Annotated in this window: 20 protein-coding genes; 8 read left to right on the top strand and 12 right to left on the bottom strand. The window is 57.9% G+C overall.

The window, feature by feature from the left end:
• The first annotated feature begins 131 nt into the window (after positions 1-131).
• The 5 genes from AR306_RS02460 (at position 132) to cynS (ending at position 3,995) form a co-directional block, all read left to right on the top strand.
• Positions 132-1,019, top strand: coding sequence for a prenyltransferase (locus tag AR306_RS02460; RefSeq protein WP_133539686.1), 888 nt, complete (start codon positions 132-134; stop codon positions 1,017-1,019).
• A gap of 362 nt (positions 1,020-1,381) precedes the next feature.
• Complete coding sequence (gene modA / locus AR306_RS02455) at positions 1,382-2,125, top strand: molybdate ABC transporter substrate-binding protein (RefSeq protein ID WP_101495960.1); 744 nt, start codon at positions 1,382-1,384, stop codon at positions 2,123-2,125.
• A 6-nt stretch (positions 2,126-2,131) separates the two neighbouring features.
• A complete protein-coding gene (gene modB / locus AR306_RS02450; RefSeq protein ID WP_101495959.1) occupies positions 2,132-2,806 on the top strand; it encodes a molybdate ABC transporter permease subunit in 675 nt (224 codons plus the stop codon).
• Positions 2,803-3,486: an ATP-binding cassette domain-containing protein gene (locus AR306_RS02445; RefSeq protein ID WP_101495958.1), complete on the top strand. Its 684-nt coding sequence runs from the start codon at positions 2,803-2,805 to the stop codon at positions 3,484-3,486. Before modB ends, AR306_RS02445 begins: the two co-directional genes overlap by 4 nt.
• 68 nt (positions 3,487-3,554) lie before the next feature.
• Entirely contained in the window at positions 3,555-3,995 is a 441-nt protein-coding gene (cynS, locus tag AR306_RS02440) for a cyanase (RefSeq protein ID WP_101495957.1), read from the top strand.
• A 66-nt stretch (positions 3,996-4,061) separates the two neighbouring features.
• Here cynS and AR306_RS02435 read toward each other — a convergent pair whose 3' ends face one another.
• From AR306_RS02435 to AR306_RS02380, 12 genes are all read right to left on the bottom strand, one after another.
• A complete protein-coding gene (locus AR306_RS02435; protein ID WP_101495956.1) occupies positions 4,062-5,258 on the bottom strand; it encodes a molybdopterin molybdotransferase MoeA in 1,197 nt (398 codons plus the stop codon).
• A 2-nt stretch (positions 5,259-5,260) separates the two neighbouring features.
• Positions 5,261-5,797: a molybdenum cofactor biosynthesis protein B gene (moaB, locus tag AR306_RS02430; protein ID WP_101495955.1), complete on the bottom strand. Its 537-nt coding sequence runs from the start codon at positions 5,795-5,797 to the stop codon at positions 5,261-5,263.
• A gap of 9 nt (positions 5,798-5,806) precedes the next feature.
• Positions 5,807-6,211: a ribonucleotide reductase subunit alpha gene (locus AR306_RS02425; protein ID WP_101495954.1), complete on the bottom strand. Its 405-nt coding sequence runs from the start codon at positions 6,209-6,211 to the stop codon at positions 5,807-5,809.
• Between the two features lie 60 nt (positions 6,212-6,271).
• Positions 6,272-7,264: a GTP 3',8-cyclase MoaA gene (gene moaA, locus AR306_RS02420; RefSeq protein WP_101495953.1), complete on the bottom strand. Its 993-nt coding sequence runs from the start codon at positions 7,262-7,264 to the stop codon at positions 6,272-6,274.
• 19 nt (positions 7,265-7,283) lie between these two features.
• Positions 7,284-8,099: a peptidylprolyl isomerase gene (locus AR306_RS02415; protein WP_101495952.1), complete on the bottom strand. Its 816-nt coding sequence runs from the start codon at positions 8,097-8,099 to the stop codon at positions 7,284-7,286.
• A 21-nt stretch (positions 8,100-8,120) separates the two neighbouring features.
• On the bottom strand, positions 8,121-8,801 hold the full coding sequence (gene narI, locus AR306_RS02410) for a respiratory nitrate reductase subunit gamma (RefSeq protein ID WP_101495951.1): 681 nt from the start codon (positions 8,799-8,801) through the stop codon (positions 8,121-8,123).
• Between the two features lie 9 nt (positions 8,802-8,810).
• Entirely contained in the window at positions 8,811-9,551 is a 741-nt protein-coding gene (narJ, locus tag AR306_RS02405; RefSeq protein WP_101495950.1) for a nitrate reductase molybdenum cofactor assembly chaperone, read from the bottom strand.
• 2 nt (positions 9,552-9,553) lie between these two features.
• Positions 9,554-11,098 (bottom strand): nitrate reductase subunit beta, encoded by a 1,545-nt coding sequence (gene narH / locus AR306_RS02400; protein ID WP_101495949.1) that lies wholly within the window; start codon positions 11,096-11,098, stop codon positions 9,554-9,556.
• Between the two features lie 10 nt (positions 11,099-11,108).
• A complete protein-coding gene (locus tag AR306_RS02395; protein ID WP_101495948.1) occupies positions 11,109-14,864 on the bottom strand; it encodes a nitrate reductase subunit alpha in 3,756 nt (1,251 codons plus the stop codon).
• 79 nt (positions 14,865-14,943) lie between these two features.
• Positions 14,944-16,425 (bottom strand): MFS transporter, encoded by a 1,482-nt coding sequence (locus tag AR306_RS02390; protein WP_101495947.1) that lies wholly within the window; start codon positions 16,423-16,425, stop codon positions 14,944-14,946.
• 22 nt (positions 16,426-16,447) lie between these two features.
• Positions 16,448-16,906, bottom strand: coding sequence for a universal stress protein (locus tag AR306_RS02385; protein WP_101495946.1), 459 nt, complete (start codon positions 16,904-16,906; stop codon positions 16,448-16,450).
• A 27-nt stretch (positions 16,907-16,933) separates the two neighbouring features.
• Complete coding sequence (locus tag AR306_RS02380; RefSeq protein ID WP_101495945.1) at positions 16,934-18,538, bottom strand: MFS transporter; 1,605 nt, start codon at positions 18,536-18,538, stop codon at positions 16,934-16,936.
• Positions 18,539-18,873: 335 nt separating this feature from the next.
• Here AR306_RS02380 and AR306_RS02375 point away from each other — a divergent pair, with 335 nt between their 5' ends.
• Genes AR306_RS02375 through mobA form a run of 3 tightly spaced genes read left to right on the top strand, consistent with a single transcriptional unit; the run spans position 18,874 to position 22,019 of the window.
• The gene (locus tag AR306_RS02375; RefSeq protein WP_240622456.1) at positions 18,874-20,757 is read left to right on the top strand and encodes a type IV pili methyl-accepting chemotaxis transducer N-terminal domain-containing protein; all 1,884 of its coding nucleotides are present in this window, start codon (positions 18,874-18,876) and stop codon (positions 20,755-20,757) included.
• Positions 20,754-21,422 (top strand): two-component system response regulator NarL, encoded by a 669-nt coding sequence (narL, locus tag AR306_RS02370; RefSeq protein WP_101495944.1) that lies wholly within the window; start codon positions 20,754-20,756, stop codon positions 21,420-21,422. The genes AR306_RS02375 and narL overlap by 4 nt, the downstream gene beginning before the upstream one ends.
• Before the next feature lie 3 nt (positions 21,423-21,425).
• Positions 21,426-22,019 carry a molybdenum cofactor guanylyltransferase MobA gene (gene mobA, locus AR306_RS02365; RefSeq protein ID WP_101495943.1) on the top strand — a complete coding sequence of 198 codons (594 nt, stop codon included), beginning with the start codon at positions 21,426-21,428 and terminating at the stop codon, positions 22,017-22,019.
• The last annotated feature ends 5 nt before the right edge of the window (positions 22,020-22,024 follow it).

Genomic DNA, 22,024 nt, shown 5'->3' with positions numbered 1-22,024 from the left:
AGGGCAAGCAGCCGAACATACAGGCAATTGGCCGGAGCTGGAATGCCCGGGCTATACTTGCGCCGCATTCACCCGCCTGCTGCCTGCCAGCACATCCGGCGGGTTTTTTGTTGATTACACACCGGTCAACCATGATACGCACCCTGCTCCGCACCTCTCGTCCGCCCTTCCTGCTGTTGCCCCTGGCCATTGTGGCGCTGAGTCTTGCCCTGGCCTGCCGGTATGGTGCGGACTGGTCGGCACTGCCAAGCTGGCTGGTACTGGCCGGCGCCCTGGCCGCACATGCGGCGGTCAACGTGCTGAACGAGGTGTACGATGCCCGCAGCGGACTGGATGAGCGGACGCAGCGTACCCCCTTCAGCGGTGGTAGCGGCGCGCTGCAGGAACAACCGCAGCTTGTGTACGCCGCCCACTGTCTTGGTCTGGCGCTGGTTGCGCTGGTGAGCGCAATCGGCCTGTACCTGGTCTGGCTGCGCGGCTGGGGCCTGCTACCAATCGGGCTGGCCGGCCTGTTGGTGGTGATGGCCTACACCCCCAAAATCACCAGCTCACCCTGGTTCTGCCTGATCGCCCCGGGCCTGGGGTTCGGCCCGCTGATGATGCTGGGCAGCCATTTTGCACTGACCGGAGAATACAGCCTGACGATGCCGGTCTGCTCGCTGATTCCCTTTTTCCTGGTCAACAACCTGCTGCTGCTCAACCAGTTTCCGGATCTGGAGGCCGACCGCAGCATAGGCCGCAACAACATCCTGATCGCCAAAGGTCCTGCCACCGCATTGCGTGTGTTCCACAGCTTCCAGCTGGGCGCATTCCTGACCCTGCTGTTTCTGGTGCTTGGCTCATGGCTGCCAGCCACGGCATTGCTGGGCATGGCCGGATTTATCCCGGCGCTTGCGCTATACCGCGGGCTGAAAAAAATGCCTCCCGGCAGCGTACCGGACAACCGCCTGGTGGCCCTGAACGTGCAGGTCAATCTGCTGGTTCCCTCCTGCATGGCGCTGGGCGTGGTGCTGGCCTGAGCGGCCCTGCGGGCAGTCGAACGCCACAGCAGAAACAAAAACCGGGCAAGGGACTTCTGCCGCAGCCAGAACACGGAATGCAAAGGCAAATGATGCATTCGGTGAGTACAGTGCAGCCATGATAATGAGGCTTGCAGTGATCGATAGTCAGCCAAGGACAAGCCTGTCTGGTTCAATAAGCGGCCAACCGAAAATGACACTTTTGCACACAACAGGCACAAAAGTGAGCCACTGATGTTTGTGTTGCCAGGCATCCTGCAAACGAATACCCCGTTAGAGGTAAAGGGTCACTACCTTCTATAACGAGACCGGCAAACAGTCTATAGTCTGGCTATCCGTTTGGCTTATAAAAGGACTATCCGATGAAACCTGGCCTGCCCGCTTTACTGCTTGCCTGCTGGATGCCCCTGGCCGGAGCCGCCGAGATTACCCTGTCGGCCGCCGCCAGCCTGAGCAATGCCTTCAAGGACATTGCCGCAGCTTTTGAACAGGAACGGCCCGAACACAGGGTACAGCTCAATTTTGCCGCCTCCGGCGTACTGCTCCAGCAAATGGCCCATGGCGCACCGGTGGACATCTTTGCCAGTGCCGACCAGGCCACCATGGATCAGGCCCGCGATCTGGACCTGCTGGACAACGCCAGCAGGCGCGACTTTGTCAGCAACAGCCTGGTGCTAATCACCCCGATGAACGGCCAGCCATTACAGACACTGGAGGATCTGCGGCAACCTGTCTGGCAGCGCATTGCAGTGAGCAACCCCGACTCGGTACCGGTTGGCCGCTACAGCCGCGACGTGCTGACCGGTCTTCAGCTGTGGGATGCACTCCAGGACAAATTCATCCAGACTCAGAACGTCCGTCACTCGCTGGACTATGTGGCCCGCGGCGAGGTGGATGCCGGCTTTGTCTACGCCACCGATGCCGCACTGATGGCGGACAAGGTCAGCGTGCAGCTGACCGTACCGACAGCAACACCGGTGCTGTATCCCGTCGCCATTACCGCGCCGGGTACACACAACCCTGCCAGCCACGACTTCATCGACTACCTGTTCGCGCCTGCCAGCCAGGCCATCCTGCAGCGCTACGGCTTTGGCACGGTGCAGTAGACCGGCATGAGCAGCGCCTGGATTGCCCTGTCCCTGTCACTCAAGGTGGCCGGCTGGGCAACTGCCATCAATCTGGTGCTAGGGGTGGCTACCGGCTTCTTTCTGGCCCGTACCCGCCTGCCGGGCCGCGACCTGCTGGACAGCCTGCTGACCCTGCCCATGGTGATGCCGCCAACGGTGCTGGGCTACTACCTGCTGGTACTGGTGGGGCGCAACAGCACCCTGGGCAGCTGGTTATATGACAACTTCGGTATCAGTCTGATATTCACCTGGCAGGGCGCGGTACTGGCCAGTTGCATTGTCGCCTTTCCGCTGGTGTTCAAGCCGGCCCGCGCCGCTTTTGAAGAGGTCAGCCCGCAGCTGGAGCAGGCTGGTCGTGTGCTGGGCTTGAGTGAGCTGTCGATTTTTTTCCGCATCACTCTGCCGCTGGCGTGGCGTGGCATTCTGGCCGGGCTGCTGCTGGCCTTTGCCCGGGCGCTGGGCGAGTTTGGTGCCACCCTGATGATTGCCGGCAGCATTCCGGGCCGCACGCAAACCCTGTCCATTGCAGTGTACGAAGCGGTGCAGTCCGGCCAGGACAGCACCGCCAACCTGCTGGTGCTGATCACTTCAGTGGTATGTATCACGGTACTGCTCAGCGCCAGCTGGCTGTCACGCAGTCACCGCCGGAGGCAGGCATGATCGAGCTGCAACTGGAAAAAACCCTGACTTCACCCCGGCGCCGTTTCCAGCTGCAGCTGGGCTTTACCTGTAGCGACCAGCGACTGCTGGTCTATGGCCCATCCGGTTCCGGCAAATCACTTTTGTTGCAGCTGTTGGGCGGGTTACAAACCCCCGACAGCGGCTATATCCGGCTCGCCGGGCGCACCCTGTTTGATGCCGATCACAAGATCAACCTGCCTGCCCGCCAACGCCGGATTGCTTACCTGTTCCAGGACTATGCGCTATTTCCGCACTTGACCGCGCGGCAGAACATTGCCTTCGGTTTGCGCCGTGGCCTGCTCAACCCCGGGCGCAACATCTGCAGTCAGGCCGTAGACCAGTGGCTGGAGAGGTTTTCACTGCAGGATGCCCAGCACCTGTATCCCTACCAGCTGTCCGGCGGCCAGCGCCAGCGCACCGCCCTGGCCCGGGCGCTGATCATGGAACCCGCGGCCGTGTTGCTGGACGAACCCTTCAGTGCGCTCGATCCGCCCCTGCGCCAACACATGCGTGAGCAGCTGGCTACACTGCAAAGCCAGCTGAATATTCCGATGATCATGATCAGTCATGACCCTGTGGATCTGGAGTTCTTTGCCGCTGCCGTAGTCCATATCGAAAACGGTCAACTGGCTGGCATCGACAACGGGATACCTATTTAGCTGTATTTTCATTTCGTCAGCCATCCGGCAAGCTCAACCGGTACCTTTCATTTTGCTGGAGATGCCACATGAACAAGGCTGCCATGACCGAGGCCATCATCCTGGCCAAAAACAAGCTACAGCTCAGCTGGGAAGCCATTGCCGCCCATGCCGGTCTGGACCCCGTCTTTGTCACCTCTGCCTGTCTGGGCATGAACAGCCTGCAGGAAACACCTGCCAAGGCCATTGCCCAATTTCTGCAGCTGCCGGATGAAATTGCGACAGCTCTGCAGCAATATCCGCACAAGAACTGGGATAAAGCCGTTCCTACCGATCCTCTGGTCTATCGTCTCTATGAAATCGTCGGCGTCTACGGCGACACCCTGAAAGAGCTGATCCACGAAAAATTCGGCGACGGCATCATGAGTGCCATCGACTTCAGCATGCAGCTGGACAAGGAAGAAAATCCGGCAGGCGACCGGGTCGTGCTGACCCTCAACGGCAAGTTTCTGCCATATAAAAGCTGGTAAAGCTGCCGTTACTGCCGGCCCCGGGATGCGCCGGGGCCGGCAGCTTTTATTTGTCAGCCAGCTGTTTTACAACAGCTCGGAAAATGGATAGAAGTTCAGCAGATCGCCCGGTTGGTGGCTGCTATCGTCAGGAATTTCCAGCAGGCCATCAGCCCAGGCGGCACTGCCCAGGATGCCGGAACACTGATTGTCGTAACGCTGCAGTCTGCCATCCTGCCAGCCAACCCGCATGAACTCGCGCCGCACACCCGGGTTTTCTACTGCAAACGCCAGCGGAACCGGATAACACCTTGGCAATACATCCTGCATGCCCATCCGGCGCAAAATATAGGGCCGTGCCAGCAACACGAAGGTCACCAGGGTGGACACCGGATTACCCGGCAATCCCATGAAGGGCATGCCGCGGTAGGTGCCAAAGGTTTTTGGCTTGCCCGGCTTCAGCGCCAACCGCCAGAAACTGACTTCGCCCTCTTCGCGCAGCACCTGCCCCAGATAGTCCGCCTCGCCCACCGACACCCCGCCCGAGCTGAGCAGCAAATCGATGCCGGCCAGCGATGACAGCTGCTGTCGGATCCGTTGCGGGTCATCCGGCAGACAGCCAAGGTCAACCACCTCGCAACCCAGCCGCTGCAAACAGTGCATCAGCAAGATGCGGTTGCTGTTGTAGATCTGGCCGGGCCGCAGCGGTTGACCCGGCTCGACCAGCTCGTCGCCGGTGGACAGAACCGCCACCCGCAAGCGACGCCGGACGTCCACTTGCGTCATGCCCAGCGAGGCGGCCAGCGCCAGCTCGACCGGCCCCAGTCGCGTTCCGGCTGGCAGCATCAACTGGCCGGGCCGTGCTTCCTGACCGGCCGGGCGGATGAAGCGTCCCGGTTTGACCACCTGCGCCAACACGGCATTGCCTTGCGCATCCAGCTCGACGTTTTCCTGCATCTCGACCGCATCGGCGCCTTCCGGCAGCGGGGCACCGGTGAAGATCCGGGCGCAACTGCCCGGTTGCAGCGGCCCGGGCATCTGTCCGGCAAAGATCTTCTGGCTGACCGGCAGTGGCTGGCCCGGCACCACGTCGACACTGCGCACCGCGTAGCCGTCCATGGCGCTATTCGGCCAGGGCGGCAGGGTCAGGCCGGCCACCAGCGGCTGCGCCAGGATACGGCCTGCAGCTTCAGCTGCCGGCACCTTGCAGGTTTGTGTCACCTGCTGGCGGTCGGCATATTCCAGCAGGATGCGTAGCGCTTCATCAAGGGGCAGCAATGGCATGCTCAACCCCGGCTGGCGCAGGCAGGAGTCTGGGTCAAATGGGCTACCAGATTACACGGCCCCTGGCGGGCATCCAGCTGTGGTTGCAGGATGACTTCCCAGGCGGTGCGACAGGCATTGGTGGAACCGGGCATGCAGCACACCAGCGTGCGGTTGGCCAGGCCGGCAAAGGCGCGGGACTGGATGGTGGAAGTGCCGATGTCCTGATGTGAAATCTGCCGGAACAGCTCGCCAAAGCCTTCAATGATGCGGTCCAGCAGGCAGGTCACGGCTTCCGGCGTGCTATCGCGGTCGGTGAAACCGGTGCCGCCGGTGATCAACACCGCCTGCACCCGGTCGTCGGCAATCCACTGGGCCACCTGGGCCCGCACCTGGTACAGGTTGTCCGGCATGATCTGGCGATCGATCAGGTTGTGCCCTTCCTGTTGCAGCTGGCCCACCAGGTACTGGCCGGAGGTGTCGGTCTCCAGGGTACGGGTGTCGCTGACGGTCAGCACGGCAATGTTCAGGGGTATAAAAACGTCACTGGTATGGCTCATGGGATGTCCTTAATAAAAGCTCAGGGTCTGGCCTTGTTTGTCCAGCGCAAGCAAACTGGCCACTTTGCCCGAGTGTATCGCCTGCACCATCATCTGCAAGGGTTGTTCGGCCTGTTCGGTGGTGGGTGCAATGCCGGCATGACCTGACAGGCTGCTGACGAACACCAGATCCCAGGGCTGACCTGTTTTCTCCGACTCCTGTACCAGCGCGGCAAAATCGGTAAGCTCGCCGGGGCTCTTGTCGACGCAGAGCACCGGAGCCAGCGCACCACCACCGCCTTCGGCAAAAGTCTTTTTCTGCTCCTCGGTTGCCCCATCGGGCAGTTCGGCCCGGGCAAAAACAAAGAGCAACTGCTGTGGTTCAGGCTGTTGGCGGGCAGCAGTCAACAAGTCTGTAAAATTCAAAATGTTCATTGGTCATCGCCTTTTTGTACAAGATGGGGCCTGGCAGCAATAACCTGCCAAATGGGTAGCTCAACCGCCACTGGCATTCATGAAACGCAAAATTTGCACCTCGCCATCTGCGCTGAAATCATGACGCTCCGGCTTATAGCGCAGCGCCTTGCGAACTGCGATCATAACCGGCTGGTCCTCAAGCGGATAACGGCGCAGCAAGGCGTTCAGGTCAAGGTCGTGCTCATTGCCCAGACACAGTAACAGTTTGCCCTCAACGGTTAACCGCACGCGGTTGCATGTCGTGCAGAAATTGTTGCTGTGCGGAGAGATGAAGCCGATACGCGTCTGCGAGTGGTCCTGCAAACGCATATAACGGGCCGGTCCACCGGTGTTCTCGGTACTGGGAAGCAGGCGATAACGCTGCTCCAGCAACTCACGAACCTGTTCACTGGTAAACAGCGCATGCTCACGCGAGCGTCCGACCTGCCCCAGCGGCATCTCTTCGATAAATGTGATGTCAAGGCCGTTGTCCACAGCGAAACCGGCCAGATCGAGAATCTCGTCATCATTTGTCCCGTTAATGATGACACTGTTGAGTTTGACCGACTGAAAACCGGCAGCACGGGCAGCCTCGATTCCACGGATCACCTGATACAGGTCACCGACCCTGGTCATGGCACGGAAGCGCTCGGGACGCAACGAGTCGAGACTGATGTTGAGCCGCTTCACCCCCGCATCCAGCAAGGGGCGGGCATATTTGTCCAGCTGCGAGCCATTGGTCGTCATCACCAGCTCCCGCAGCCCCCCGATTGCGCTGATGTTGCGACACAAGCCGACAATCCCCTGGCGCACCAGCGGCTCACCACCTGTCAAACGGATTTTCTTTACTCCGTTGGCGACAAACATGCGGGCACTACGCTCGATCTCTTCCAGTGTCAGCACCCGCTGCCGTGGCAGAAAAGTCATGTCTTCGGCCATGCAGTAAACACAGCGGAAATCACAACGGTCGGTTACCGAAATCCGTACATAGTCGATATTGCGGCCAAAGCCATCCACCAGCTTGCTGGTCATGCCATAGACTCCTTAGCGGTTATTGCAGCAAAGGTGACACTGCTCCCTGCAGGGCAATACCTTCGACATTGGCCTGTGCAACCAGAATTTGCAGGTATTGTGCAACACTTTTATGCCAGCTGCGCTGACCCAGCTCGGCACTTATTTTGTCTCGCACAATCTCGAATGGCAGCAATTGCCCTTCGATACGCTGCTGCACCTCTACGATGTGGTAGCCATAGCGCGACTCGATGGCCTGCCCGGCCAGTCCTTCCGGCAAGCGCAGCAGCTGCTTTTCGAACTCGGGGACAGTCTGACCCGTAGAGATTTGCCCCAGCTCACCGCCCTGGTCCCGGGACGGACAGTCGGAATATTCCCGCACCAGTTCAGCAAAACCGGCAACACCCTGCTGCAGTTGCTGCTGCAGGGTCTTGGCCAGTTGCGCCTGGTCACTGCGCTGCTCGCTGTCCTGCGGATCGGCAGCCAGAAGAATGTGCCTGGCAGCCAGCAGGGGCGGCGTGGTGAACTTGCGCGGGTTATTGCGATAGTACAACTCCAGCTCGGCTTCGGTCACAGCAGGAACCTGCACTTCCTGCTCCAGCAAACAACGCACCAAGGTTTCTTCGGGGCTTTCGTTGTCGCGCGGCTGTGCCTGCAGGTCGATCTCCCTGGCACGCTGCAGCAGCAACTCGTGCAGGACCAGCGCCTGGGTCGCCAGGAACATGGCCTCCCGCTGAGACTCTGCCGGGTGGTATTGCATTTCCCTGGCAATGGCATCCGCCTCCATCCGGACTCCGTTGACCCGCACAATGGGCATTTCCTGGTTGCTGCTGGCAATCAAGTTTGCTGTGACCATGGTTGTTTACTCCTTAACAGTTCAGCCTTTCTGGCGCACGATCTGATAGCGACGTCCCAGATACCAGACAGGCGCGCTGACGATATGCACCAGACGTGTGAAGGGGAACAGCACGAACAGGGTCACGCCCAGGAATACGTGCAGCTTGTACACCAGACCGACCGGTTCGATGGCACTGGCGGCCTTGACCGGCTGCAAGGTAACAATGCTTTGCGCCCAGTTGCCCAGCATCACCATGACGGAGCCGTCCAGATGCTGCGTGGAGGCAACAATGGTCAGCAGGCCCAGAATCAGCTGCACCAGCAGTACAAACAGGATCATGATGTCCGAGGTGCTGGATGTGGCACGTACACGCGGGTTGTTAAGGCGGCGCTTGATCAGCATTACCAGTCCGACCAAGCACAGAATGCCGAAGAACCCGCCTGATACCATGGCGAGAACCTGCTTTGCACCCGAACTGATGAAGCCGTGATACACCGCCTCCGGAGTCAGCAGGCCAACGAAGTGGCCGGCCAGGATGAAGATGATCCCGACGTGGAACAGGTTGCTTGCCACACGCATATCCTTGCCGTCCAGCATCTGGCTGGAACCGGCCCGCCAGGTGTATTGCGACAAGTCAAAGCGTGCCCAGCTGCCGATCAGGCAAATGGCCAGGGCAATATAGGGATACACACCAAAAATCAGAAAATTAAAACTGGACATGTCAGTCTCCTAGAATTTGCCAGCGGCATTGGATGCATCAGTAAAATCCACCCAGTGGACAGGTACCGCGACCTCTTCACGGGCACGGAAATTGCCGGCCGGTGAAGACAATCCGCAGGAAGCCTGGCCATCGCCCTGCATGAAAGTGACGGCCTCCTCTTCCCACTCGGCATCCAGTGCCTCCAGACTGTCATCCACCGGGTCTTCGGCAACCTTTTCGCGGGCCTGGCCAATCTGCTCGGCCGGATCAACTCCGGCCAGCTGCAGCAGCGCATGGAAACAGGCGGCATAGGGACTTTCGCTCTCTTCCAGCCGGGCACCGAGCAACGCCAGCAGATGCTGGATGTCGGCCAGCCCGGTACGGGCTGTCAGCTGGTCGCGACTGGCCAAATACTCCAGGTATAGCGGGATGTAATCCGGCAGTTCCTTTGCCGCGATGGCAAAACCGGCCTGCTCATATTCCGCCAGCAGGTCGACCATCGCCTGACCGCGATCACGGGACTCGCCATGCACATGCTCAAACATCAGCAGGGACAAATGCCGGCCACGATTGAACAGGCTCAGGTACAGGGACTGCGCATCAAGCAGTTCCTGTCCGGCGATGTGCTGCAGCAAGTCACGTAACGCCTGGCGCTGCTGCGGGCTGATGAAAAGACACTGCCCAATCGCGTCATCCAGCTCAACCCTGGCATCCATCAGCTGGCGTTCGGGGTAATCAAGCAATAAAGAAATTACTTTTATAATTTCCATACTTATTCCTCCCATACCTGGACAGTTTTCAGCACATCCCGGCGGTTCTGCTTTTTGCCGCCAAACATGTTCAGACTGGACTCGCCACCATGGCTGCAGCCGTCTCCGAAGCTGAAACCGCAACCATTGCGTTCGGCAAAGGCGTCAGTCATGGACTCTTCACGGTGGGCAGTCGGAATGACGAAGCGGTCTTCATAGTCGGCAATCGCCAGATAGCGGTACATTTCTTCGGCCTGGGCCTTGCTCAGACCGACATCTTCCAGCGCGCGCAGGTCTTCGACCCCTTCAACGTGCTGGGCACGCTTGTATACGCGCATTGCCAGCAGGCGCTTGAGTGCCAGTTTGACCGGCTCTTCATCACCGGCAGTTAGCAGGTTGGCCAGGTAACGTACCGGAATGCGCAGGCTATCGACATCTGGTAGCACGCCGTTCATGCCGATCTTGCCGCTTTCCGCAGCGTTCTGGATCGGTGACAGCGGCGGCACATACCAGACCATCGGCAGGGTGCGGTACTCGGGGTGCAGCGGCAATGCCAGTTTCCAGTCCACCGCCAGCTTGTATACCGGCGATTTTTGGGCAGCGCTGATTACCGAGTCAGGAATGCCGGCCTTGCGGGCGGCGGCAATCACCTCGGGATCGTTCGGATCGAGGAACATTTCCAGCTGCTTCGGATACAGGTCATGCTCATTCGGCGTGCTGGCCACTTCGTGGATCTTGTCGGCGTCATACAGCAACACACCCAGATAGCGGATGCGGCCAACACAGGTCTCGGAACAGATGGTCGGCATGCCGGCCTCAATGCGCGGGTAGCAGAAAATGCACTTTTCGGACTTACCGCTCTTCCAGTTGTAGTAGATTTTCTTGTACGGGCAGCCACTGATGCACATGCGCCAGCCGCGACACTTGTCCTGGTCAATCAGGACAATGCCGTCCTCTTCACGCTTGTAGATAGCACCGCTGGGGCAGGAGGCCGCACAGGTCGGGTTGAGGCAGTGCTCGCACAGACGCGGCAGGTACATCATGAAGGTGTTTTCATACTGCCCGTAGATATCGGCCTGTACCGCATCGAAGTTCTTGTCCTTGCGGCGTTTCTCGAACTCGGTACCCAGGATCTCTTCCCAGTTGGGACCCCACTCGATCTTTTCCATGCGCTGGCCGGTGATCGCCGAGCGTGGCCGGGCCACCGGCTGGTGTGGCACCTCGGGTGCGGTATGCAGGTGTTGATAGTCGAAATCGAACGGCTCGTAGTAGTCATCGATCTCGGGCAGGTCCGGGTTGGCGAAGATGTTCGCCAACACCCGGAACTTGCCGCCGATGCGCGGACGGATGCTGCCGTCGGCTTCACGCACCCAGCCACCCTTCCATTTTTCCTGGTTTTCCCATTCTTTCGGGTAACCGATGCCCGGCTTAGTTTCGACGTTGTTGAACCAGGCGTACTCCATGCCCTCGCGGCTGGTCCAGACGTTTTTACAGGTCACCGAGCAAGTGTGACAGCCGATGCATTTGTCCAGGTTCAGAACCATGGCAACTTGTGAACGTATTTTCATGGCACTCTCCTTAAAGGTCTTGGGACAGTGGTTGTGGCAGGTCATCTGTATCTGAACCATCGAGCCAGTCGACCTTGTTCATCTTGCGTACCACGACAAACTCGTCACGGTTACAGCCCACTGTGCCGTAATAGTTGAAGCCATAGGCCTGTTGTGCATAGCCGCCAATCATGTGGGTCGGCTTGAGTACCACACGGGTCACCGAGTTGTGGTGGCCGCCACGGGTCTTCGTGGTTTCCGAACCGGGCACGTTCACGATCCGCTCCTGGGCGTGATACATCATGATCATGCCTTCCTTGACCCGCTGACTGACCACCGCGCGGGCGGTCAGGGCACCGTTGGCGTTGAAGCACTCGACCCAGTCGTTATCCTCGATACCGGCCTTGCGCGCATCAAGCTCCGACAGCCAGACAATCGGGCCGCCGCGGCTCAGGGTCAGCATCAGCAGGTTGTCGGTGTAGGTACTGTGGATACCCCACTTCTGGTGTGGCGTGATCCAGTTGAGCACGATCTCGGTGTTGCCATTGGCACGTTTGCCCTTGACGATATCCACGGTACGGGTATTGACCGGTGGCCGATAGCTCATCAGCTGCTCACCAAACGCCTGCATCCAGGGGTGATCCTGATAGAACTGCTGGCGACCGGTGATGGTGCGCCACGGAATCAGCTCGTGCACGTTGGTGTAACCGGCGTTGTAGCTGACATGTTCATCTTCCAGTCCGGACCAGGTCGGGCTGGAAATGATCTTGCGTGGCTGCGCCTGAATATCACGGAAGCGGATCGCCTCATGCTCCTTTCCTTTGGCCAGATGGGTATGGTCACGGCCGGTAAACTCCGACAGCGCGGCCCAGGCCTTGACCGCCACATGGCCGTTGGTTTCCGGTGCCAGCGACAGGACAGCCTCGGCGGCGTCAATGGCCGACTCGATACGCGGACGACCTTGGCTTACACCTTCTTCCAGCACCGGCTTGTTCAGCTGGGCAAGGAAGGTCACTTCATCGTCGGTGTTCCAGTTGATGCCCTTACCCCCGTTACCCAAACTGTTCATCAACGGGCCAAGCGAAGTGAACTTCTTGTAGGTGTTCGGATAGTCACGCTCGACCACCGCCATATTGGGCGCGTTCTTGCCCGGCTGCAGTGGTTCACCGGCTGTCTTCCAGTCGGTACCGCCAAACGGCTGCGCCAGCTCGCCGGGACTGTCGTGCTGCAGCGGTACGGTCACCAGATCCTGCTCGACCCCCAGATGGCCCTCGCACAGCTCGGAGAACTTCTTCGCCACACCCTTGAAGATTTCCCAGTCGGTACGCGATTCCCACGCCGGGTCAATCGCCGCCGACAGAGGGTGAATGAAAGGGTGCATGTCCGAAGTGTTCATGTCGTCCTTTTCGTACCAGGTAGCGGTCGGCAACACGATATCGGAGTACACACACGTCGAGGACATGCGGAAGTCCAGGGTGGTAACCAGATCGAGCTTGCCGATGGCACCTTCATCCTGCCACTCCACCTCGGTCGGCTTGTAGCCGATGCTGCCGCTGTCATCGTTCATCACGCCATGCTTGGGTGTACCCAGCAGATACTTGAGCATGTATTCATGCCCCTTGCCCGAAGAACCCAGCAGGTTGGAGCGCCAGACAAACATGTTGCGCGGGAAGTTTTCAGCACTGTCAGGCTGCTCACAGGCAAATCGCAGTGAACCATCCTGCAATGCTTCCACCGCGTACTCTTGCGGGGTCTTGCCAGCCTTGGCGGCATCACGACAAATCTGCAGCGGGTTGCGGTTCAGCTGGGGAGCACTTGGCAGCCAACCAGCACGCTCGGCGCGGATGTTGTAGTCCAGCGCGTGCTCGGGCAATTCATCCTTGTTGGCCAGCGGCGACAGAATTTCATGCATGTTCATCTTCTCGTGGCGCCACTGCGAACTGTGGTTGTAGAAGAAGCTGGTGCCGTTCATCTGGCGGGGCGGACGGTGCCAGTCCAGACCAAAGGCCACCGGCAGCCAGCCAGTTTGCGGACGCAGTTTTTCCTGACCCACATAGTGCGCCCAGCCGCCACCGGTCTGGCCGACACAACCGCACAGCATCAGCATGTTGATCACGCCACGGTAGTTCATGTCCATGTGGTACCAGTGGTTCATTGCCGCGCCGATGATGATCATCGAACGGCCACGGGTCTTGTCGGCGTTGTCGGCAAACTCGCGGGCCACCTGAATGACCTTTTCGCGACTGACACCCGTGATCGCCTCCTGCCAGGCCGGAGTACCCGGAATGCTGGCCTGATCGTAGCTGCTGGCAACGTTCTCGCCACCCAGGCCACGGTCAATGGCCAGTCCGGCGGCACTGATATCGAACACTGTGGCAACACGGGCCTTGCTACCGTCAGCCAGCGTGATTTCCCGGCTCGGTACACGGCGGAACTGGATGTTGTCACCGTCCACGTGCTGGAAATAGTCGTGCAGGTCACCACCAAAATAAGGGAAGGCTACATCCACCGCGTCACCGGCATCGAGCAGGGACAACTGCAGCTTGACCTCTCGGCCTTCGCCACCCTCGCGAGCTTCGATATTCCACTTGCCTTTCTCGTTCCAGCGATAACCAATGGAGCCTTGAGGGGAGACGAATTCATCAGTAGTGCTGTCGAGGGCAATGGTTTTCCACTCGGGGTTGTTGTCCTGGCCCAGATTGTTGTCCAGGTCTGCCGCCCGCAAGAAACGGGTGGGTTTGTAGCCTTCCGCATGCTGTTCCAGCAATACCAGCATCGGCATGTCGGTATAGCGCCGTACATAATCGGTGAAGTATTCGCTGGGGTTTTCAAGGTGGAATTCCTTGAAGATCACATGATTGAACGCCTGTGCCAAGGCGGCATCGGTACCTTGCTTGGGGTTCAGCCAGAGGTCGGTCAGCTTGGCCACTTCCGAATAGTCAGGAGTAACCGAAACCGTCTTGGCTCCCTTGTAGCGTACTTCGGTGAAGAAGTGCGCATCCGGGGTACGTGTCTGTGGCACATTGGAACCCCAGGCAATGATGTAGTTGGAGTTGTACCAGTCGGCCGACTCGGGCACATCGGTCTGCTCGCCCCAGACCATCGGCGAGGCCGGCGGCAGATCGCAGTACCAGTCATAGAAGCTCAGACACACGCCGCCCATCAGCGACAGGTAACGTGAGCCGGCGGCGTAGCTGATCATCGACATGGCCGGAATCGGCGAGAACCCTACTACCCGGTCCGGGCCGTACTCCTTGGTGGTGTAGACGTTGGCCGCCGCTATAATCTCGTTGACCTCGTCCCAGCTGGAGCGGACAAAACCGCCCAGACCGCGCTGACTTTTGTAAGACCTGGCCTTAGCCGGATCTTCGACAATGCTGGCCCAGGCCTCTACCGGCGCCTGGTTCTTGCGTGCGTCACGCCACAGCTTGAGCAACGCCTTGCGCACCTTGGGATACTTGACCCGGTTCGCGCTGTAGATGTACCAGCTGTAGCTGGCGCCACGCGGGCAGCCGCGCGGTTCGTGGTTGGGCAGGTCCGGACGGGTGCGCGGGTAGTCAGTTTGCTGCGTTTCCCAGGTGATCAGCCCGTTTTTAACGTAAATTTTCCAGGAACAGGAACCAGTACAGTTCACCCCGTGGGTGGACCGGACGATCTTGTCGTATTGCCAGCGGCTTCTGTAACTGTCCTCCCAGTCACGGGACTCCTGACGGGTTTCCCCGTGACCATCGGCAAATTCATCCTGCTTTCTTTTGAAGAAACGCATTTGGTCCAGTATTCGACTCATTGCTCTACCCTCGTCAAATGCTGCCGACACACCACTGTGTACCGGCAGCGTATTCAATCCCCGTCTTCCGGGTACAAATTTATTTTTCTTGCTCTGCCGCCAGTTCCAGGTCAACCGAAGACACGGCATATTCCTCGGCAAATGAACCTTCAGGCTCTTTCAGCCAGAAGAAGCAGGCGATGTAACTGAGCAAAGCACCGCCAGCGATAATGAAAAAGAATTGGGACGGCGTAACAAAGGTGTACAGAGTCAGATAAAACACTGCGCCCACGTTGCCGTATGCTCCGGCCATACCGGAAATCTGACCGGTAATACGCCGCTTGATGGAAGGAATAACGCCGAAGGTGGCACCCTCCGCTCCCTGTACGAACACCGAACAGAGAATGGTGATGGCGACTGCCATGAACAGCGGCCAGCCGCTATTCATCAGACCCATCAGGGCAAAGCCGACAGCGATACCCAGCATGTAGGCCAGCATGACAAAGCGACGGTTACCAAAGCGGTCCGATACCAGCCCACCAATCGGACGGGCAATCAGGTTGACGAAAGCAAAGGATGCGGCAATCAGGCCGGCAGCCGTTGCTGTCAATCCCCAGGTCATTTCAAAAAACATCGGCAGCATGGAGACCACCGCCAGTTCGGCACCAAAGTTGGCAAAGTAGGTGGAGTTAAGTGCTGCTACCGAGTTGAAATCATACTTGTCATCCTCGGGCACGCCCTTGCGCAAAATGGGCAGATTGACCAGCAGAATCTGCAAGATCTGATAAGCCACCACCAGCACAATCACACCATGACACACCCACGCCCAACCGGACGACAGGTAGCCCATGTTCTCGATGCGCCAGACCAGCACCGACAGGATGCCAACCATCGGAATGGTCCAGATGATCAGCTTGATCATGTCCCCCCAGGTACTGACTTCCATTGCACTGACCTTGCGCGGTTTATGATGAATGGTACCCACGGGGCCATCAGTAATTGCATACCAGTAATAGACGCCATACAGCGCCATCATCACCGCACTGACACCAATCGCATGACGCCAGCCGTCATCACCACCAAACATATGCAGGGCAATCGCCGGCAGCGACATGGCCGCAGCAGCCGAGCCAAAGTTGCCCCAGCCGGCATAGAAGCCCTCGGCAAAGCCGATGTCGCGCGGCTTGAACCACATCGCCGTCATATGGATACCAACCACAAAACTGGCACCAATGGAACTGAGCACCAAACGTGAAATCAGCAACTGGGAGCGGGTGTCACCATAAGCAAACGCCAGTGCCGGCAGCGCCATGGTGACCATCAGCACCGAGAACACCCGACGCGGACCCCACTTGTCCAGTGCCATCCCCACCAAAATCCGTGCCGGAATGGTCAACGCTACGTTGGCAATGGCAAACAGGCGCAGGTCGTCGGCGGTCAGCCAGTCCACGCTTTTCAGCATGCTGGTGGCCAGCGGTGCCATGTTGAACCAGACAAAGAAACAGATATAAAAAGCAATCCAGGTCAGGTGTAATGCCCTGATTTCCGGTTGCCTGACCCTAAACAGATCTGAAGTTTTCATGCGTATTCTCCGGCCTGCGAACTTACGAACAGGACTGGATCAAAATTGGACATTTGACCCGCCTGGTAAGAAAAGAACTGACATTGCCGAACGTCATGAAGTTGAACTCTTCGACCAGCGCATCCAGCGTTTTACCGATGATGTTGCTGTCGGCTTTTTCGCTGTGCCGGGCAAGCACCAGCAAGTCAGGTTTTTTGCTGTGTACCGCTTCCAGGATCATCTTGCGCGGATCCCCCTCCGCGATGATCACCTCGGCGCTGACACCAAGTTCATTCAAGGTTTGTGCGGCTTCGCGCACCGACTCAGAAAAGTCAAACTTGTATTCCTCATAACCTTGCTCGTTAACTCCGCTTGAGCCTGTATTCGGGTCCACCACTCCGATGAGGGTGACCCTGGGCTGCATGCAGGCAAACATTTTCAAGGTCTTGTCCAGTGCCTGTCGGGCATTGGTTGAGTTGTCGTAGGCAAACATGATGTTCATGCCAAATTCCTCTCATGCAGGCAAAAATCAGGGATTCGCTACATAGGCGTTCTTGCGCAGGTAGAACCACCAGTTCAATACCAGGCAAAACGCGTAGAAGATCGCAAACCCGTACATGGCAACCTGTGGCGTGCCGGCCCTGATCTGTTCACCAATGACCACCGGGGCAACAAAGGAGCCGTACGCGGCAATGGCGGATGTCCAGCCCAGTACCGGACCGGCCTGCTCGCGGTCATAAATCACGCCAATGGTGCGGAAGGTCGAGCCATTGCCAATTCCAGATGCGGCAAACAGGATCAGGAACAATGCAATGAAGGTGAAGAACCAGGTTTCGGGGTGAGCCGAACCATAGGCGGCCTGCATGACATAACCCAGTGCCGCCGAAGCCACCACCATGATCACGGTGATCACCTGGGTCACCAGCGAGCCACCCCACTTGTCAGAAATCCAGCCACCGATCGGCCGGGTCAAAGCGCCGAGAAACGGGCCGATCCAGGCATAAGTGAGAGCGCTGGGCGCATTCGGGTTGGCAACGCGTGTGACCACGCCATCAGCTCCCACCTCGTTGACGAAACCGAAAATCACGGTAATCGACAGCGGCAGCGCCATCGAAAAGCCTATGAAGGAGCCAAAGGTCAGGATGTAGAGCACGCTCATCGACCAGGTGTGCTTGTCACTGAAAATGGCAAACTGGCGCTTGATGTTGGGCTTGATGCTGCCCGGTATCAGACGCAGGGCGCCCAGGGTGGCAATCATGATCAGCGGCATCGCCACCCACATGTTCAGCACACCCAGACCAAAGGGTTTGGGCAGGTACAGGTACAGGCCGATCACCGAGGTGACAAAACTGATTGCGTAGAGACCAAGGATCTTGCTGAAAGCACTGACTGGAGTACCTGGCGCCGGAGTGATCGGGATAATATTGTTCATGCCGAACCAGCCAATCAGGCTCAACGGAATCAGAAATACCAGCCAGACCCAACCGCCGTTCTGGATCCAGGTGGCAGAACCTGCCGGAATACGACCAATCAGCGTTCCGCTGTCCTTGATCAGTTCCATCGGCGCACCACCAATCGCACCAAAGACACCCATGGTCATCACCAGGGGAATCAGGATTTGCATGGTGGTTACGCCAAAGTTGCCCAGACCGGCGTTCAGTCCAAGTGCCAGGCCCTGCTGGCGCTTGGGAAAAAACGTGCTGATGTTGCTCATGGAGCAGGCAAAGTTGCCACCGCCAATACCCGACAGCAGCGCCAGCAGCTGGAATACCCACAGTGGAGTGTTCGGATCCTGCAAGGCAATGCCGGCGCCTGCGGCCGGAATGATCAGCAACGAAGTGGTAAACACGATAGTATTGCGGCCTCCCGCAATGCGGATCATGAAAGAAGCCGGAATACGGAAGGTGGCGCCTGCTAGGCCTGCAATTGCGGTCAGGGTGAACAGCTCGGCCGGCTCAAAAGGGAATCCAAGATTGAGCATTTGTACCGTGATGATTCCCCACATCATCCATACGGCAAACCCCAGCAACAGGCTGGGAATGGATATCCACAAGTTCCGGTTGGCCACAGCCTTGCCCGTGTTTTCCCAGAACGTATGGTCCTCGACGTCCCACGTTTCGATATTTTTGTTCATCGTCTACCTCGGTCGGGTCTGGTAAAAATATCCTCACGCAATGCGAACACTGCTGTTGAGCGGATACTAAAACCGGAGACAGAGGCGAAAAAACCAAGCGCGGTACTGGGTTAATTTCGAGGCTACCCACAAAGGGGTAACAAAAACCAACAACTTCATTGAAAATCAATATGTTAGATCAAAATTTCCAGCATATTCAAAACCATGGAAATTAGGGGGTATTCAATTATGCCGGCTGATTTTGCTAAGTTTCGGACTGATTTCATGGCAACTTGCCCGGACATAAAGCAGCCGGGCATTCAGGCCGCAACCGGTCGCTTACACACGGAACGCCCATGAGTACACAGCCAGAACAAGGTCCGCCACACGAGTTCCAGATTTCGTTCAGGCACTCGGTGATCCTGAAAACGTTAATTGCGTTTTCTTTGGTGATTTTCTTCAACCTGCTAAGCATGCTGGCCGGCATGTATCTGGCCGAATCCATTCGCGGCGATGCCGAAGCCATTAACAAGGCGGGCAGTCTTCGCATGCAATCCTACCGGTTGGCACTCGCCATCAATGTCGGCCCGGATAGCCAGCAAGATGCCAATACCATTCAGGATTACATAGAAGAGTTTGGTCAGACTATCCATGCCCGCTCCCTGGTACAAGCGGTCCTCAACCAAGAGGGTCTGAAGCATTCCTATAGCCAGATCGTTAACCGCTGGCAAAACCTAATGCGTCCCTTGCTGGAGCAAAAACCACCACAAAAGCGGGCCTATAGCCATGAAGTTCCACTTTTTGTAAAAAAACTGGATGATTTTGTACACGAGTTGCAATTGGCCTCGGAGCGCAAGCTTTCCTATATCCGCGGATTGCAGATTTCCGCGCTGTTCATCACCATCCTGCTGGCACTGTTTGTGATTCTAAATTCGCACACACGCCTGGTGGTACCTCTGCTAAAAATCATTGCCCACGCCAAACATATCGGAAAAGGCAACCTGGATCAGAAAGTCGACATATCCAGTAAAATCAACGACAAAAACGAACTGGGCCTGCTAGCCCAGACCCTTGACATGATGGCGGTGGAGTTGTCCGGGCTATACGCCAGCCTTGAACACAAGGTCGATAGCAAGACCCTTGAGCTGAAAAAGAGCAACGACAGCCTGAAGCTTCTGTTCAACACGGCAAAGAGTCTGTACAAAACTGCCGATGACCCTATACCGGCGCTAGCTGACTTATTACCTCCAATCAAACGCACGTTGCTCTGCGAATCGGTTGTGCTGTGTCTGTTCAATCTGAATGAAAAAGAAACCCGTAAAGCCCATACCGTACTCACCACCCGCCAGCACAAGAAACCCCCATACTGCCAATATCCGGACTGTACCGACTGCCCGGCACTGGAATCGGGAAGCGGGTCCGACTGTGTGTATAGCTTCCCGCTCACCGCCGAAGGTACCTGCTTCGGCTACCTGCAAGTCGAAACACGGGAAGCACACAAACTGGATGAATACCAACATCAGTTGCTGACCACCTTGGCTGATTTCTTTGCCGTTGCCCTCAACCTGAATACCTTGGGGCAAAAACAGGCACGCATTGCCTTGATGGAAGAGCGTGCCGTGATCGCTCGCGAATTGCACGACTCATTGGCACAAGCCTTGTCCTATCAGAAGATTCAACTGGCACTATTGAAAAAACAGCTCACCAGCGGCCAGGACGAAGCCGTTTTGCTGGCCACCTTCAGCGACTTGCAAGCCGGTCTGTCAGCCGCCTACCGGCAACTACGGGAGCTGCTGTCAACATTCCGCCTGAAGCTGGATCAGCCGGGGCTGGCTGCCAGCATCGACGCCACCATCAAGGAGTTTTCCCGCCATACCCCGGTGAAAATCCTCTTCGACTCGCAAATCAAGCACTGCCCACTGACGCCCAATGAAGAGCTGCATAGCCTGCAGATCATCCGCGAAGCTTTAAGCAACGTAATCAAGCACGCCAATGCAAACACCTGTCGAATCAGCCTGCAACAGGACCCCGGTGGTGCAGTACACCTGCTGGTGGAAGATGATGGTATCGGCATCGACCTTTCCAACAACCGCTCGGGGCATTACGGCCTGTCGATTCTGCAAGAACGCAGCCAGAGCCTGGGCGGTCAACTGGATATCACTGCCCTCCATCCGGGTACTCGCATCCATGTACACTTCACGCCGCAGTATATTTTCAACCAAACAGGGAGAGTCACATGACACCGCCGATCTCAGAGCCCGCTCGCATCATGCTGGTCGATGACCACCCCATGCTCCGGCGCGGCCTGGCCGATTTGCTGGCCATGGAAGATGACCTGCAGCCCGTTGCCCAGGCGGGCTCCGGTGAAGAAGCCATTCAGATAGCGACTTCAATCGAACCCGAGCTTGATCTGATCCTGCTGGACCTGAACATGCCGGGACTTAACGGGATTGAAACCACCAAGGCACTGCGCACCGCCGGAGTGGACGCAAAAATCATCATTTTTAGTGTTTCCGATGAGCATTCAGATGTGGTCGAAGCCCTGCGCGAGGGTGCTGACGGCTACCTGCTCAAGGATATGGAACCCGAGGAAATCGTGCTGCAAATCCGTGCCGCAGCACAGGGCAAAACAGCCCTCAGCCCGGAGCTGACCCACATTCTTGCCTCGGCGATCAAGGGCCGCCTTGAACCGGCATCACAGCCGGTCGATCTGACACGCCGCGAAAAGGATGTACTTGAGCTGATCGCCAAAGGCCAGAGCAACAAACTGATCGCCCGCAATCTGGAGATCAGCGAAGGCACGGTCAAGGTGCACGTCAAGCGTGTATTACACAAGCTGGGCCTGCGCTCCCGTACTGAAGCTGCAATTTGGGCCCTGGAACATGACCTTGCCAAAAGCATCTAGACCATGACCAGCGTCCCTCCTGCAAGCCTCCTGCCCGACTGCAGCATCCTGTTACTGGCGGGTGGTCGTGGCCAGCGCATGGGCGGCCGTGACAAAGGCTGGATCCACTGGCACAACCGCCCTTTGATCGAGCACATGCACCAAGTGGTGCGGCCACTAACCGATGACCTGATCATCTCCTGCAACCGCAACCACGAACGTTATCGGAAGTTGGCTGACCAGCTGGTCAGCGATCCTGCTGCCGATTATCCCGGCCCGCTGACCGGTATCATCGAAGCACTGAAAGTAGCCGGCAACGCCCAGTTGCTGATACTACCCTGCGACGCCCCTCGCATTGACCGGGCACTTTTGCGCAGTTTACACAGGCAGGCCGGTAAACGACCGGTGATGCTGCATCATCGAGACCACTGGCAACCGCTGTTCAGTCTGCTGCCGGTCAGCCTGCTGCCTGCACTGCAGGAGCAATGGAAGGCCGGCCAGCGCAGTCCGCTCCGTGCGCTGCTGAAGCTGCAGCCGGTGGCTGTCCATATTGCCGCCGGCGATCGCCGGCTAGACAATTTCAATGAGCCGGCCAGGCTAACGGAAACACTGGAATAGGAGTC

This window comes from Thiopseudomonas denitrificans (assembly GCF_002866065.1).
Lineage (GTDB): Bacteria > Pseudomonadota > Gammaproteobacteria > Pseudomonadales > Pseudomonadaceae > Thiopseudomonas > Thiopseudomonas denitrificans.
The sequence above is the reverse complement of the archived record's forward strand: the minus strand, read 5'-3'. Positions and strand labels throughout refer to the sequence as shown.